Here is a 14,488-nt window from a genome sequence, read left to right as displayed (position 1 = left end):
GGGGGAGATCGGTGTCGGTGGAGGAGGTGCCGGGGGCGGGCTGCTCCGGGTGAGCGGCTTCCGTGGTGGGCGCTGCGGGGCCGGTTGCCTTCGGCTGGTCGGCGTCGGCGTCAGTGTCGCGCGTCCCGTGACCGGTGACGTCCGGTCGGCCTGTCTCTCGGCCCGCCTCGGCGTCGGATGTGGCGAGGCCGATCTCCTCCGGCTCCTCTGACCGGCCGGCTTCCATGCCGGACTCCGGCGGCTCGTTCTCTTCCGCGTGGCTGGCGTCCACGTCGGAGACCCCGGCCCCCGTCTCGTCCGGCCGGCCGGTACCGGCCTCCGCGTCGGACGCCGTAGAACCGGCTTCTTCCTTGCGGTGGCCCGCGGTGTCATCGACCTCGGGCCCCTTCGCGGAGCCCTTCGCGGCGTCCCCCGCGCCCCGCACGTCACCGGACGTGCCGGTCGTGTCGTCGTTGTCGGGTCGCTCGGTGTTCACCGCATCGCTCCTTCGGCTGCGCAACTGTCCCTCGACCCTGACCCGGCCCTGTCAAAGGGGCAGGCGGAAAGGTCGTATCCCGCATCCCCTTTACGGGGGACAGCGATGGGACGCAGCGGGGGAGCGCACGGTTCCCCCGAGCGCGCCGATCCTGCTGAACGACTCCGCTCAGTCGCCGTACTCCGACATGCCGTCCAGCAGGCGGGCCGACTTCGACGGCACGGTGACCCCGTGGATGAGCGACGGGGACACCGGGAGGGAGACGATCCGGTCGGGAACCGTCCAGTGGGGAGCCATCCGGGCGCAGTCGCCGCGCAGCGCCGCGAGATCGGCCTCGCCCTCGCCTTCGCGGTGGACCGGAACGTGGACCGGAACGGGGCCGTCGAACTTGAGGTTCGTCATAGCGGCACCGTAGGCACGCTTGAGCTCGCGAAGAAAGATCTACTATCGGGTAGTTTTGGCCGCTTCAGAGCCGCCGCGCGGACCGGGTAGCGTGAACTGTCAACGCAGCCTCCCTCAGGAGAGTCCTCGCCGTGCGCATCGCAGTCACCGGATCCATCGCCACCGACCACCTCATGACCTTCCCCGGCCGCTTCGCCGACCAACTGGTCGCGGACCAGCTGCACACGGTGTCGCTCTCCTTCCTGGTCGACAACCTCGACGTACGCCGGGGCGGCGTCGGCGCCAACATCGCCTTCGGCATGGGCCAGCTCGGCACCGGGCCGATCCTGGTCGGCGCCGCCGGCTCCGACTTCGCCGAGTACCGCGACTGGCTCGACCGGCACGGCGTCGACACCGGCTCGGTGCGGATCTCCGAGACGCTGCACACCGCCCGCTTCGTGTGCACCACGGACGCCGACCACAACCAGATCGGCTCCTTCTACACCGGTGCCATGAGCGAGGCCCGCCAGATCGAGCTGAAGACCGTCGCCGACCGCGTGGGCGGCCTCGACCTGGTCCTGATCGGCGCGGACGACCCCGAGGCGATGCTCCGCCACACGGAGGAGTGCCGTACCCGTTCCATCCCCTTCGCCGCGGACTTCTCCCAGCAGATCGCGCGCATGGAGGGCGACGACATCCGCATCCTGCTGGAGGGCTCGGCGTACCTCTTCTCGAACGAGTACGAGAAGGGACTCATCGAGTCCAAGACCGGCTGGAGCGACGAGGAGATCCTGGCGAAGGTCGGCCACCGCGTCACCACGCTGGGCTCGCGCGGTGTCCGGATCGAGAGCGTCGGTGCGGACCCGATCGAGGTCGGCTGTGCGGAGGAGGAGCGCAAGGCTGACCCCACGGGGGTCGGCGACGCGTTCCGGGCGGGGTTCCTCTCGGGGCTGGCGTGGGGGGTTTCGCTGGAGCGGGCGGCGCAGGTTGGTTGCATGCTGGCGACTCTCGTCATCGAGACGGTGGGTACGCAGGAGTACCAGCTGCGGCGGGTGCACTTCATGGACCGGTTCACCAAGGCTTATGGGCATGATGCTGCGGGTGAGGTTCAGGGGCATCTGGGCTGAGTTGTTGTCTGCGGGTGCGTGGGGGCTGGTCGCGCAGTTCCCCGCGCCCCTGAAGTAGCTCAGGTCAACCGGCGGATCAAGTACGCGGTGCCTTGGTCCGCCTTCTCCTCGCCCATGTACTCCTGTCCCCGCATCTCGCACCACGCCGGGATGTCCAGCCGCGCGGCCTCGTCGTCGGACAGGACCCTGACCGTGCCGCCGATCGGCACATCGCCGATGACCTTGGCGAGCTCGATCACCGGGATTGGGCAGCGCTTGCCCAGGGCGTCCACGACCAGCGAGTCCTCTTCTACGACGGTCACCGGCGTCTGCGCCCCCACCTTCTCCCGTACTCCCGCCACCACCCCCGGCAGCACGGCCAGGAACCGCTCCACGTCCTCCTCCACCGTCCCCCGTGGCAACGACACCCGCACATTCCCCTCACTCAGTACGCCCATCGCCTTCAGCACATGGCTCGGCGTCAGGGTGCTGCTGGTGCAGGACGAACCGGAGGAGACGGAGAAACCGGCGCGGTCCAGTTCGTGGAGGAGGGTCTCTCCATCGACATAGAGACAGGAGAAGGTGACGATCCCGGGCAGTCGCCGCACCGGATCGCCGACCACATCCACGCCCGGCACCAGCTTCGGCACCCGCGCCCGGATCCGCTCCGTCAGCTCCCGTAGCCGTAGCGCCTCCTGGGCGGCCTCCGTGCGGACCGCGCGGAGCGAGGCGGCCGCGGCCACTACGGCGGGGATGTTCTCGAAGCCGGCGGCGCGTCCCGACTCCCGTTCGTCCACGGGCCGTTGGGGCGCGAAGCGCACGCCCTTGCGTACCACCAGCAGACCGACCCCGGCCGGGCCGCCCCACTTGTGCGCGCTGGCCGTGAGCAGCGACCACGCGCCCTCGACCGGACCCCACCCCAGCGACTGCGCCGCGTCGACCAGCAACGGCACTCCGACCGCCCGGCACGCCTCGGCCACCTCGGCGACCGGCTGGACCGTCCCCACCTCGTGGTTGGCCGACTGGAGACAGGCCAGCGCGGTGTCCGAGCGGAGGGAATCGGCGTAGGCCGCCACGCTCACCGCGCCCGTACGGTCCACGGGCACCTCGGTGGACGAACCGCCCTCCGCGACCAGCGCCTCGGCCGAATGGAGCACGGAAGAGTGTTCAACCGCTGACACGATCAGGTGACGCCCGACGCGCCGCCGCCCCGCCAACGCCCCCGCGATCCCCGCATGTACGGCCCGGGTCCCGGAGGAGGTGAAGACGAGTTCGTCGGCCCGGCACCCGACGGCTTCAGCGGCCGCTTCCCGGGCGGCGTCCAGCAGCAACCGTGCCTTACGCCCCTCCCGGTACAAGCGTGCAGGGTCCGCCCACCCCTCGTCCAGCGACGCCAACAGCGCCTGCCGCGCGACGGGATGGAGAGGAGCGGAGGAGGCAGCATCAAAGTAGGACACACAGCAACGTTAAAGCGGACCTGGGCTTTCGATAGGGGCGCGGGGAACTGCGCGAGCAACCACAACGCACCCGCACCCGCCCAAATCACCTGAACCCCCGAGCTATTAGGCGCAAGGAGTAACGGGCGGCGCGTATGCCACCCTCCCCGCGAACCCCCGGAGGGCGTCGGCTAGGGTTTGGTCCGCATAAACATCCAAACCCCTGCCCGACGCAGGGCGGCGACCGACCCGCGTGAAGGCAGGCCGCAGCCAATCCGCGCGGGCGAGACTCTCGGGAAGGCGCTACGTGAGTCCCAACGGCTCCGACCGCTCGCCGCGGCGCCCGATGCGGCGGAAGCTGCTGCAGGCAATGACTGCGGGCCTGGTCCTGGCGACCGCGACCGGTTGCACATCCAAGGACTTTCCTCGCCTTGGTTTCCCCACCCCGACCACGGAAGAGGGTCCGCGGATCCTCTCCCTCTGGCAGGGGTCCTGGGCCGCCGCGCTCGCCGTCGGCATCCTGGTGTGGGGCCTGATCATGTGGAGCGTCGTGTTCCACCGGCGCAGCCGCACCAAGGTCGAGATCCCCCCGCAGACCCGGTACAACATGCCCATCGAGGCGCTGTACACGGTTGTTCCGCTCATCATCGTCTCGGTGTTGTTCTACTTCACCGCCCGCGATGAGACGAAGCTCCTCAGCCTCACCGACAAGAAGCCTCAGGTGACGGTCAACGTCGTCGGCTTCCAGTGGAGCTGGGGCTTCAACTACATCGAGAACGTCGACGGTGTCAGTGGCGACGCGACGACCGACAAGAACCTGGCCGCCATTCCGGACCGGTTCAAGAAGGAGTTCCCGGCGAACGCCGGCGGAGTCTACGACGTCGGTACGCCCGCCACGAAGAACCCGCAGACGGGCAACCCGGGTCCGACCCTCTGGCTCCCCAAGGGCGAGACGGTCCGCTTCGTCCTCACCTCACGTGACGTCATCCACGACTTCTGGGTGGTGCCGTTCCTGATGAAGATGGACGTCGTACCGGGCCACACCAACTCCTTCCAGGTGACCCCCAACAAGGAGGGCACCTACCTCGGCAAGTGCGCCGAGCTCTGCGGCGTCGACCACTCCCGGATGCTGTTCAACGTGAAGGTCGTCTCGCCGGAGCGTTACCAGCAGCACCTCAAGGACCTCGCCAAGAAGGGGCAGACCGGTTACATCCCCGCTGGCATCGCGCAGACGAGCCACGAGAAGAACCGGGAGACGAACAACCTGTGAGCATCCTCAACGAACCTCAGGGTGCCGCGGCAGCAGAGTCCCACTACGCGGACGAGCTGCCGGTAAGGCGCAAGCAACCCGGTAACGTCGTGATCAAGTGGCTCACCACCACCGACCACAAGACGATCGGCACGCTGTATCTGGTCACGTCGTTCGCGTTCTTCCTGATCGGCGGCGTCATGGCGCTGCTGATGCGCGCCGAGCTGGCCCGGCCGGGTCTGCAGATCCTGTCGAACGAGCAGTTCAACCAGGCGTTCACGATGCACGGCACGATCATGCTGCTGATGTTCGCGACGCCGCTGTTCGCCGGTTTCACGAACTGGATCATGCCGCTGCAGATCGGCGCGCCCGACGTGGCGTTCCCGCGGCTGAACATGTTCGCCTACTGGCTCTACCTCTTCGGCTCGCTGATCGCGGTGGGCGGTTTCCTCACCCCGGAGGGCGCGGCCGACTTCGGCTGGTTCGCGTACTCGCCGCTGTCGAGCGCGGTCAATTCGCCGGGCATCGGCGGCGACATGTGGATCATGGGTCTGGCCTTCTCCGGCTTCGGCACGATCCTCGGCTCGGTCAACTTCATCACCACCATCATCTGCATGCGCGCACCGGGCATGACGATGTTCCGCATGCCGATCTTCTGCTGGAACGTGCTGCTGACCGCCGTCCTCGTTCTGCTGGCCTTCCCGGTCCTCGCCGCCGCGCTCTTCGCGCTGGAGGCGGATCGGAAATTCGGGGCACACGTCTTCGACGCCTCAAACGGCGGGGCATTGCTGTGGCAACACCTCTTCTGGTTCTTCGGCCATCCAGAGGTGTACATCATCGCCCTGCCGTTCTTCGGCATCATCTCCGAGGTCATCCCGGTCTTCTCCCGCAAGCCGATGTTCGGCTACATGGGACTGGTCGCCGCGACGATCTCCATCGCCGGCCTCTCCGTGACCGTGTGGGCCCACCACATGTACGTCACCGGCGGAGTCCTCCTGCCGTTCTTCTCCTTCATGACGTTCCTCATCGCCGTACCGACCGGCGTGAAGTTCTTCAACTGGATCGGAACGATGTGGAAGGGGTCCTTGAGTTTCGAGACCCCGATGCTCTGGGCCACCGGCTTCCTGATCACCTTCACCTTCGGTGGTCTGACCGGTGTCATCCTGGCCTCGCCGCCGATGGACTTCCACGTCTCGGACTCGTACTTCGTCGTCGCCCACTTCCACTACGTGGTCTTCGGCACGGTCGTGTTCGCGATGTTCTCCGGCTTCCACTTCTGGTGGCCGAAGATGACCGGCAAGATGCTCGACGAGCGCCTCGGCAAGATCACCTTCTGGACGCTGTTCATCGGCTTCCACGGCACCTTCCTGGTCCAGCACTGGCTGGGTGCCGAGGGCATGCCCCGTCGTTACGCGGACTACCTCGCGGCCGACGGCTTCACCGCCCTGAACACGATCTCGACGATCAGCTCCTTCCTGCTCGGCCTGTCGATCCTGCCGTTCCTCTACAACGTGTGGAAGACGGCGAAGTACGGCAAGAAGGTCGAGGTCGACGACCCGTGGGGCTACGGCCGTTCGCTCGAATGGGCGACGTCCTGCCCGCCGCCGCGGCACAACTTCCTCACCCTGCCGCGGATCCGCAGCGAATCCCCGGCGTTCGACCTGCACCACCCGGAGATCGCCGCTCTCGACCAGCTTGAGAACGCGCACCACGGCGACAAGGCCCTCACTGGCGGCAAGGAGGCGGGCAAGTGAAGGTCCAGGGCAGGATGTTCATGTGGCTGGCCGTCTTCGTGCTCGCCACGGCGGTCGTCTACGGCCTGTGGTCGAAGGAGCCCGCCGGTACCACGGCGCTCTTCCTCGCCTTCGGCCTGTGCATCATGGTCGGCTTCTACCTTGGCTTCACGGCCCGGCGGATCGACACGCTCGCGCAGGACAACAAGGAGGCCGACGTCGCGGACGAGGCCGGCGAGGTGGGCTTCTTCAGCCCGCACAGCTGGCAGCCCCTCGCCCTCGGTGTCGGTGGCGCACTGGCCTTCCTGTCGATCGCGATCGGCTGGTGGCTGCTGTACTTCTCCGCCCCGATCATCATGATCGGCCTGTACGGCTGGGTCTTCGAGTACTACCGCGGTGAAGACCGCACCCAGTAGCACGCGCAGAGCACTCGCGAGCCCGGACACTCCGTCAGGAGGGTCCGGGCTCGTGCTTTTGCCGCAACGCCGGTCCCTCGTCCGAGTGACCCACCGCGCCGCGGCTGACGAAGCTTCATAGCGTGACCCCATGAACCACTCTCCGCGCACCCGCACCGTCGTCAGCTGCACCCTGCTGGTGGTCTCCCTCGGCGCGGGCGTCACCGCCTGCGGGTCCGACGGCGGCAACCCGCTGTCGGCCAAGCCGTACGACGCGGCGGGGCAGATCTCCTTCAACGGCCCGTCCGGCAAGGGCAAGAAGGTCGACCCCGACAAGCCCCTGGCGGTCACCGTCTCCGGTGACGACGGCCGCATCACGGACGTCACCGCCGTGGACGCCGCGGGACGCTACGTCACGGGCGAACTCGCCGCCGACGGCACTCGCTGGCACAGCACCTCCCCGCTGGCCGCCAACGCCCACTACACGGTCCGGGTGAGCACGGAGGACGAGGACGGCGCCCCCGGCCGCAAGGTCCTCACCTTCGACACCAGCAAGCCGACCACGAAGAAGAGCCTGACGGTGAAGTTCGGGCCGGACGCGGGCCAGTACGGCGTCGGCCAGCCGGTCACCGCCGAACTGAACATGCCCGTCAAGGACAAGGCGCAGCGGGCCATCGTGGAACGCGCCCTGAGGGTGGACTCCGTGCCCGCCGTGGAGGGCGCCTGGCACTGGGTGGACGACAAGGAACTCCACTACCGCCCCAAGGACTACTGGCCCGCCCACGCCACCGTCCAGGTCCGCAGCGACCTCGACGGCGTGAAGATCAGCGACCGCCTGTGGGGCGGCAGTTCGAAGGGCCTCAAGCTCACCACGGGCGACAAGATCGTCGCCGTGACGGACGCCGCGTCCCACGAGATGACGGTCTACAGGAACGGCGAGGAGATCAACGAGATCCCCGTCACCACCGGCAAGCCCGGCTTCGAGACCCGGAACGGCGTCAAGGTCGTACTGGGCAAGGAGTACTTCGTACGGATGCGCGGAACCACCGTCGGCATCTCCGAGGGCTCCTCGGACTCGTACGACCTCCCCGTGTACTACGCGACCCGCGTCACCTGGAGCGGCGAGTACGTCCACGCCGCCCCCTGGTCGGTCGGCTCCCAGGGCTCCGAGAACGTCAGCCACGGCTGCACCGGCATGAGCACCAGCAACGCCGAGTGGTTCTTCGACACCATCCACGAAGGCGACGTCGTCAAGGTCGTCAACTCCAACGGCGACGAGATGGAACCCTTCGGCAACGGCTTCGGCGACTGGAACCTCGGCTGGAAGAACTGGCGAGGCGGCAGCGCACTGGTAGGCGGAACACCCGATGGTCCGAGGCCGGAGGACGCGGCGAGACTTCGCCCCGAGTCAGTGTGACCCACCTAAGGGCGACCTACCTAGGGGCGCGGGGAACTGCGCGACCAGCCACAGCCGGCCCGCAGTCGCCACACAACTCGCGCCCCACCCTCCTAGGCGCTCAAAGCCCGCTTCTCACGCAGCAGAGAGGCAAGAGAGGCCGCGAACTCAACGGGATCCACCGGAAGGGTCACCGCGGCCTCCGCACGGCTCCACGTGGCAAGCCACGCGTCCTGGGGCCGCCCGATCAGCACAAGCACCGGCGGGCAGTTGAAGATCTCGTCCTTCACCTGGCGGCACAACCCCATGCCCCCCATCGGCGAGGACTCCCCGTCGAACACACAGACATCGATCCCGCCCCGGTCCAGCTCCTTGAGAACCGCCGCAGGCGTGGCGCACTCCAGGAACTCGACCAACGGCACGTCGGACGCCGGCCGCCTGCCGGAGGCCAACCGCACCTGCTCGCGGGTGTTGGAGTCATCGCTGTAGACCAGCACCGTGGCGGTCGCCTGCATTCTTCCTCCCAAGGTCCGTTGCGCGGATGCTACTCCCTTGAACACCCCGTCAACACCTGTTGGAACACCCCTGCGATGGGCCATACGGGCAGTACACACGCTGCGGACACTCCGAACGGCACCCCCCGGAGTGAGGGCGGGATAAGCGACCGACATAATGTCGGTCGTGGCGACAGCAACGACAGTAGAAACCGGGCACGCGCACCCGTCGGTCAACCGGCCGAACCTCACCAGCGTCGGAACCATCATCTGGCTGAGTTCCGAGCTGATGTTCTTCGCGGCCCTCTTCGCGATGTACTTCACCCTGCGATCGGTGACCGGTCCGGATCACTGGAAGGAGATGGCGAGCCATCTCAACCTTCCGTTCTCCGCGACCAACACCACGATCCTGGTGCTCTCCTCCCTCACCTGCCAGCTCGGCGTCTTCGCCGCCGAGCGCGGGGACGTGAAGAAGCTCAGGGGCTGGTTCATCATCACGTTCGTGATGGGTGCGATCTTCATCGGCGGTCAGATCTTCGAGTACACGGAGCTGGTGAAGAAGGACGGCCTGTCGCTGTCCTCCGACCCGTACGGCTCGGTGTTCTATCTGACCACCGGGTTCCACGGCATGCACGTGACGGGCGGCCTCATCGCCTTCCTGTTCGTCCTCGGACGTACCTACGCGGCGAAGAGGTTCACTCACGAACAGGCGACCGCGGCCATCGTCGTGTCCTACTACTGGCACTTCGTCGATGTCGTCTGGATCGGCCTCTTCGCCACGATCTACTTGATCAAGTAGTCGGGCCCGATCCCGCGCGCAGCCAAGAAGCGCACATTCCAGAAGCATCGACGCAGAAGATCCTGACACCGGGGTAATCCGTGAAAAAGCTCTCCACCCGACGACGCCATCCGCTGGCGGCGGTCGTCGTCCTACTCCTCGCGCTGGCGGCAACTGGGGGGCTGTACGCCGCGTTCGCGCCCGCGAGCAAGGCGCAGGCCGACGAGTCCGCCCAGTCCCTCGCCATCGACGAGGGCAAGAAGCTGTTCGCCGTCGGCTGCGCAAGCTGCCACGGCACCGGCGGTCAGGGCAGCTCCGACGGTCCGAGCCTTGTGGGCGTCGGCGCCGCGGCGGTCGACTTCCAGGTCGGCACCGGCCGTATGCCGGCGCAGCAGCCGGGTGCTCAGATCCCGGCCAAGAAGGTCATCTACTCCCAGGCCGAGATCGACCAGCTCGCGGCGTACATCGCCTCGCTGGGTGCCGGTCCGGTCATCCCGACGAAGAACGAGTACGGGCCGGAGGGTTCGGACATCGCCAAGGGCGGCGAGCTGTTCCGCACCAACTGCGCCCAGTGCCACAACTTCACCGGCAAGGGCGGCGCGCTGACGCACGGCAAGTTCGCGCCGAGCCTCGAAGGCGTTGCCCCGAAGCACATCTACGAGGCCATGCAGACCGGCCCGCAGAACATGCCTTCCTTCCCCGACACCACGCTGTCGTCGAAGAACAAGAAGGACATCATCGCGTACCTCAACGCGGTCAACGGCGACAACACCGAGAGCCCCGGCGGGCTTGAGCTGGGTGGTCTCGGTCCGGTCAGTGAGGGTCTCTTCGCCTGGATCTTCGGTCTGGGCGCGCTGATCGCGGTAGCCGTCTGGGTCGCCGCTCGGACCGCAAAGGCCAAGAAGTCATGAGTAGCCAAGACATTCCAGAAGAGAACCTGCCCGCTGAGCAGGACGCGCACGGCGCGGTGTCGGTCGCGGACGAGCAGGACCCGTTCGCCGACCCGGGACTGCCGCCGCACGAGCACCGGGTGCAGGACATCGACGAGCGGGCCGCCAAGCGGTCCGAGCGCGTCGTCGCCTTCCTGTTCACGCTGTCGATGCTCCTCACGGTCGGCTTCATCGCCTCGTACGTGGCGATCCCGCACGACAAGGCGATCTTCGTCTTCCCGATCGGTCACATCAACGCGCTCAACTTCGCGCTGGGTCTGACCCTCGGCGGAGCGCTCTTCACCATCGGCGCGGGCGCGGTCCACTGGGCCCGCACCCTGATGTCCGACGTGGAGATCGCCGACGAGCGGCACGCGATCGAGGCACCCCCCGAGGTCAAGGCCAAGGTCATGGCCGACTTCAAGGACGGTGCCAAGGAGTCGGCGCTCGGCCGTCGCAAGCTGATCCGCAACACGATGTTCGGCGCGCTGGCCCTGTTCCCGCTCTCCGGCGTCATGCTGCTGCGCGACCTGGGCCCGCTGCCGGGGACGAAGCTGCGCCACACCCTGTGGTCCAAGGGCAAGCTGCTCGTCAACATGAACACGAACCTGCCGCTGCGTCCCTCGGACGTGGCCGTCGGCTCGCTCACCTTCGCCAAGCCCGAGGGCCTGGAGGAGACCGACGAGGAGTTCCAGACCGAGATCGCCAAGTCCGCGCTGATGATCGTCCGGCTCCAGCCGGACAACATCAAGGACAAGCGCGAGCTGGAGTGGGCGCACGAGGGCATCGTGGCCTTCTCGAAGATCTGCACCCACGTGGGCTGCCCGATCTCCCTGTACGAGCAGCAGACGCACCACGTGCTGTGCCCGTGCCACCAGTCCACCTTCGACCTCTCCGACGGTGCCCGAGTGATCTTCGGCCCGGCCGGTCACGCCCTGCCGCAGCTGCGCATCGGCGTGAGCGACGAGGGCTACCTCCAGGCGCTCGGCGACTTCGAGGAGCCCGTCGGTCCTGCATTCTGGGAGCGCGGATGAGTACTACGACCAACTCCGACTCGCGTTCGCGCGAGAAGGCACCGGCCGGCGAGAAGATCGCCGACTGGGCCGACGGACGGCTCGGGATCTACTCCCTCGCCAAGTCCAACATGCGCAAGATCTTCCCCGACCACTGGTCGTTCATGCTGGGTGAGGTCTGCCTCTACAGCTTCATCATCATCATCCTCACGGGTGTGTATCTGACGCTGTTCTTCCACCCGTCGATGAACGAGGTGACGTACCACGGCAGCTATGTCCCGCTCCAGGGGCAGCTGATGTCGGAGGCGTTCAACTCGACGATGCACATCTCCTTCGATGTGCGCGGTGGTCTGCTGATCCGTCAGATCCACCACTGGGCGGCGCTGATCTTCCTCGCCGCCATGTTCGTGCACATGATGCGGGTGTTCTTCACGGGCGCGTTCCGCAAGCCGCGTGAGGTCAACTGGCTGTTCGGCTTCCTGCTGTTCGTCCTGGGCATGTTCACCGGCTTCACCGGTTACTCGCTCCCGGACGACCTGCTCTCCGGCACCGGTGTCCGCTTCATGGAGGGCGCGGTCCTGTCCGTGCCGATCGTCGGCACGTACCTGTCGTTCTTCCTCTTCGGCGGCGAGTTCCCGGGCGGCGACTTCGTCGCACGGTTCTACTCGATCCACATCCTGCTGCTGCCGGGCATCATGCTCGGCCTAGTGGTCGGCCACCTGATCCTGGTCTTCTACCACAAGCACACGCAGTTCGCGGGTCCCGGAAAGACGAACAACAACGTCGTCGGCATGCCGCTGCTGCCGGTCTACATGGCCAAGGCCGGAGGCTTCTTCTTCCTGGTCTTCGGTGTCATCGCGGCCGTCGCGGCGATCGCCTCGATCAACCCGATCTGGGCCATGGGTCCGTACCGTCCGGACATGGTGTCCACGGGCGCCCAGCCCGACTGGTACATGGGCTTCTCCGAGGGCCTGATCCGTGTCATGCCGGGCTGGGAGATCAACGTCTGGGGTCACACGCTCGTCCTGGGCGTGTTCATCCCGCTGGTCATCTTCCCGCTGGTCCTGGTCGCGATCGCGGTCTACCCGTTCATCGAGTCCTGGGTCACCGGCGACAAGCGCGAGCACCACATCCTGGACCGCCCGCGCAACGTCCCGACCCGTACGGCCTTCGGTGCCGCGTGGATCTCGTGGTACTTCGTCCTGCTCATCGGTGGCGGCAACGACATCTGGGCCACGCACTTCCACCTGTCGATCAACTCGATCACCTGGTTCGTGCGCGTCGGCTTCTTCGTGGTGCCGGTGCTGGTCTTCATCGCCACCAAGCGGGTCTGCCTCGGTCTCCAGCGCCGCGACCGGGACAAGGTGCTGCACGGCCGCGAGTCGGGCATCATCAAGCGCCTGCCGCACGGTGAGTTCATCGAGGTGCACGAGCCGCTCAGCCAGGACGCGCTGCACACGCTCACCGCGCACGAGCAGTACGAGCCGGCCGCGATCGGTGCGACGGTCGACGAGAACGGCGTCGAGCGCAAGGTGAAGGGCTCCCAGAAGCTGCGCGCCAAGCTGAGCGAGGCGTACTACGGCGAGGAGTCCCAGATCCCCAAGCCCACCGTCGAGGAGTACAAGGAGATCACGAGCGGCCACGGCCACCACTGATCGCTGAGGCGTCGCCACGCCACAGTCGAAGGGCCCCGTCCGAACACCGGACGGGGCCCTTCGCCGTGCCCCGCGCTGGATAGGGTGGGGCACGTCTTTCGAAGCAGGTTTCTACGACACCCAGGAGCGGCCGTATGAGCGCTGTGACCCCCGCTGGAGGCGACACCGCGGCGGCCCGTTCCTGGCCCGACGTACTGAGCGCGCTGCTGGCCGGACAGGACCTCGGCACCGCCGACACGGCGTGGGCGATGGACCGCATCATGAGCGGTGAGGCGGCGGACGCCCAGATCGCGGGCTTCCTGGTGGCGCTGCGGGCCAAGGGCGAGACCGTCGAGGAGATCAACGGCCTCGTCGAGACGATGTACGCCCACGCGAAGCCGCTGGACATCCCGGGGCCGGCCGTCGACATCGTCGGCACGGGCGGCGACCGGGCCAAGACGGTCAACATCTCGACGATGTCCGCGATCGTGATCGCCGGCTCCGGCGCGAAGGTCGTCAAGCACGGCAACCGGGCCTCGTCCTCGGCGAGCGGTTCCTCCGACGTGCTGGAGCGGCTCGGCATCAACCTGGAGCTGTCGCCCGAGCGGGTCGCGCAGGTGGTGGAGGAGGCCGGGATCACGTTCTGCTTCGCGGCCAAGTTCCACCCCACGATGCGGTTCGCGGGCGCGGTCCGGCGGGACCTGGGGGTGCCGACCGCGTTCAACCTCCTCGGCCCGCTCACCAACCCGGCCAAGGTCACCTCGTCGGCGGTCGGCTGCTTCGACACCCGTATGGCCGGGCTCATCGCGGGCGTGCTGGCCGAACGCGGCTCCTCCGCGCTGGTGTTCCGCGGCGACGACGGCCTCGACGAGCTGACGACCACGGCCACCTCCCGGGTGTGGATCGTCCGCGACGGCAAGGTCACCGAGGAGGCCTTCGACCCGAGGGACGTCGGCCTCGAACTGGTCCCCGTGGAAGCCCTGCGCGGCGCCGACCCCGAGTACAACGCCGGCGTCGCCCGCCGTCTCCTGGACGGCGAGACGGGCCCGGTACGGGACGCCGTACTCCTGAACTCGGCGGCTGCCCTGGTGGCGCTGGAGGCCGGGGACGGGCCGCTGGTGGACCGGATCCGGGCCGGGATGGAGAAGGCTCGGGAGTCGATCGACTCGGGGGCGGCCAAGCGCACGCTGGAGCGCTGGGCGGCCGCCAGCAACGCGTAGCGGTACGGCGGTCGTCGTCCCGCGATCCGGACACGGGTTGCGGGACGACGATCACCTCGCGTAAATTTTTCGACCAGGTCATGAGTGACAGTCATGAGGCCCCGGCCGACTGTCCGGCAACCCTCCGTCCGTGGCGGGGTGCCCCGGGTGAAGACCAGGCCGTAGGCAGCGAGGTCTGCGGCAAGCGCGGGCCCCTCGAAAGACACCAGGGGTCCTGGTCATCGAGGGAGTTCTCTGTGAGCAAGCGAA

At 67.5% G+C, this 14,488-nt stretch carries 13 protein-coding genes, 1 pseudogene and 1 riboswitch; of the genes and pseudogenes, 10 read left to right on the top strand and 4 right to left on the bottom strand.

Annotated features, from left to right (window positions below):
• Both AC31A1_RS16920 and AC31A1_RS16915 read right to left on the bottom strand, forming a co-directional pair.
• Positions 1 to 475 (bottom strand): annotated as a pseudogene (locus AC31A1_RS16920) (hypothetical protein); the annotation flags it as partial.
• A gap of 168 nt (positions 476 to 643) precedes the next feature.
• Positions 644 to 877: a hypothetical protein gene (locus AC31A1_RS16915; protein WP_489654107.1), complete on the bottom strand. Its 234-nt coding sequence runs from the start codon at positions 875 to 877 to the stop codon at positions 644 to 646.
• Between the two features lie 131 nt (positions 878 to 1,008).
• Between AC31A1_RS16915 and AC31A1_RS16910 the strand changes: the two genes are divergently transcribed.
• The gene (locus AC31A1_RS16910) at positions 1,009 to 1,983 is read left to right on the top strand and encodes a carbohydrate kinase family protein (RefSeq protein ID WP_489654106.1); all 975 of its coding nucleotides are present in this window, start codon (positions 1,009 to 1,011) and stop codon (positions 1,981 to 1,983) included.
• A 59-nt stretch (positions 1,984 to 2,042) separates the two neighbouring features.
• Here AC31A1_RS16910 and AC31A1_RS16905 read toward each other — a convergent pair whose 3' ends face one another.
• Complete coding sequence (locus tag AC31A1_RS16905) at positions 2,043 to 3,419, bottom strand: cysteine desulfurase/sulfurtransferase TusA family protein (protein ID WP_489654105.1); 1,377 nt, start codon at positions 3,417 to 3,419, stop codon at positions 2,043 to 2,045.
• Between the two features lie 286 nt (positions 3,420 to 3,705).
• Between AC31A1_RS16905 and ctaC the strand changes: the two genes are divergently transcribed.
• From ctaC to AC31A1_RS16885, 4 genes are all read left to right on the top strand, one after another.
• Positions 3,706 to 4,668, top strand: coding sequence for an aa3-type cytochrome oxidase subunit II (gene ctaC, locus AC31A1_RS16900; protein WP_489654104.1), 963 nt, complete (start codon positions 3,706 to 3,708; stop codon positions 4,666 to 4,668).
• Positions 4,665 to 6,401 carry an aa3-type cytochrome oxidase subunit I gene (gene ctaD / locus AC31A1_RS16895; RefSeq protein ID WP_363100945.1) on the top strand — a complete coding sequence of 579 codons (1,737 nt, stop codon included), beginning with the start codon at positions 4,665 to 4,667 and terminating at the stop codon, positions 6,399 to 6,401. Before ctaC ends, ctaD begins: the two co-directional genes overlap by 4 nt.
• Positions 6,398 to 6,796 carry a cytochrome c oxidase subunit 4 gene (locus AC31A1_RS16890; RefSeq protein WP_366493969.1) on the top strand — a complete coding sequence of 133 codons (399 nt, stop codon included), beginning with the start codon at positions 6,398 to 6,400 and terminating at the stop codon, positions 6,794 to 6,796. The genes ctaD and AC31A1_RS16890 overlap by 4 nt, the downstream gene beginning before the upstream one ends.
• Positions 6,797 to 6,926: 130 nt before the next feature.
• Positions 6,927 to 8,192, top strand: a complete 1,266-nt coding sequence (locus tag AC31A1_RS16885; protein ID WP_489654103.1) for a L,D-transpeptidase — start codon at positions 6,927 to 6,929, stop codon at positions 8,190 to 8,192.
• A gap of 92 nt (positions 8,193 to 8,284) precedes the next feature.
• Here the strand turns inward: AC31A1_RS16885 and AC31A1_RS16880 are convergent, their stop codons facing one another.
• The gene (locus tag AC31A1_RS16880; RefSeq protein ID WP_489654102.1) at positions 8,285 to 8,686 is read right to left on the bottom strand and encodes a response regulator; all 402 of its coding nucleotides are present in this window, start codon (positions 8,684 to 8,686) and stop codon (positions 8,285 to 8,287) included.
• 157 nt (positions 8,687 to 8,843) lie between these two features.
• On the opposite strand from AC31A1_RS16880, the gene ctaE reads away from it, so the two are divergent.
• From ctaE to trpD, 5 genes are all read left to right on the top strand, one after another.
• A complete protein-coding gene (gene ctaE / locus AC31A1_RS16875) occupies positions 8,844 to 9,464 on the top strand; it encodes an aa3-type cytochrome oxidase subunit III (protein WP_019067823.1) in 621 nt (206 codons plus the stop codon).
• An 80-nt stretch (positions 9,465 to 9,544) separates the two neighbouring features.
• The gene (qcrC, locus tag AC31A1_RS16870; protein ID WP_489654101.1) at positions 9,545 to 10,354 is read left to right on the top strand and encodes a cytochrome bc1 complex diheme cytochrome c subunit; all 810 of its coding nucleotides are present in this window, start codon (positions 9,545 to 9,547) and stop codon (positions 10,352 to 10,354) included.
• A complete protein-coding gene (gene qcrA / locus AC31A1_RS16865; protein WP_033284405.1) occupies positions 10,351 to 11,406 on the top strand; it encodes a cytochrome bc1 complex Rieske iron-sulfur subunit in 1,056 nt (351 codons plus the stop codon). The genes qcrC and qcrA overlap by 4 nt, the downstream gene beginning before the upstream one ends.
• Positions 11,403 to 13,040, top strand: coding sequence for a cytochrome bc1 complex cytochrome b subunit (gene qcrB / locus AC31A1_RS16860; protein ID WP_489654100.1), 1,638 nt, complete (start codon positions 11,403 to 11,405; stop codon positions 13,038 to 13,040). The genes qcrA and qcrB overlap by 4 nt, the downstream gene beginning before the upstream one ends.
• A gap of 134 nt (positions 13,041 to 13,174) precedes the next feature.
• Positions 13,175 to 14,239 (top strand): anthranilate phosphoribosyltransferase, encoded by a 1,065-nt coding sequence (gene trpD / locus AC31A1_RS16855; RefSeq protein ID WP_489654099.1) that lies wholly within the window; start codon positions 13,175 to 13,177, stop codon positions 14,237 to 14,239.
• A gap of 76 nt (positions 14,240 to 14,315) precedes the next feature.
• A riboswitch (SAM riboswitch) is annotated at positions 14,316 to 14,432 on the top strand.
• Positions 14,433 to 14,488: the final 56 nt, after the last annotated feature.

The sequence above is a fragment of the Streptomyces sp. P5F9 genome, from assembly GCF_057961495.1.
The sequence above is the reverse complement of the archived record's forward strand: the minus strand, read 5'-3'. Positions and strand labels throughout refer to the sequence as shown.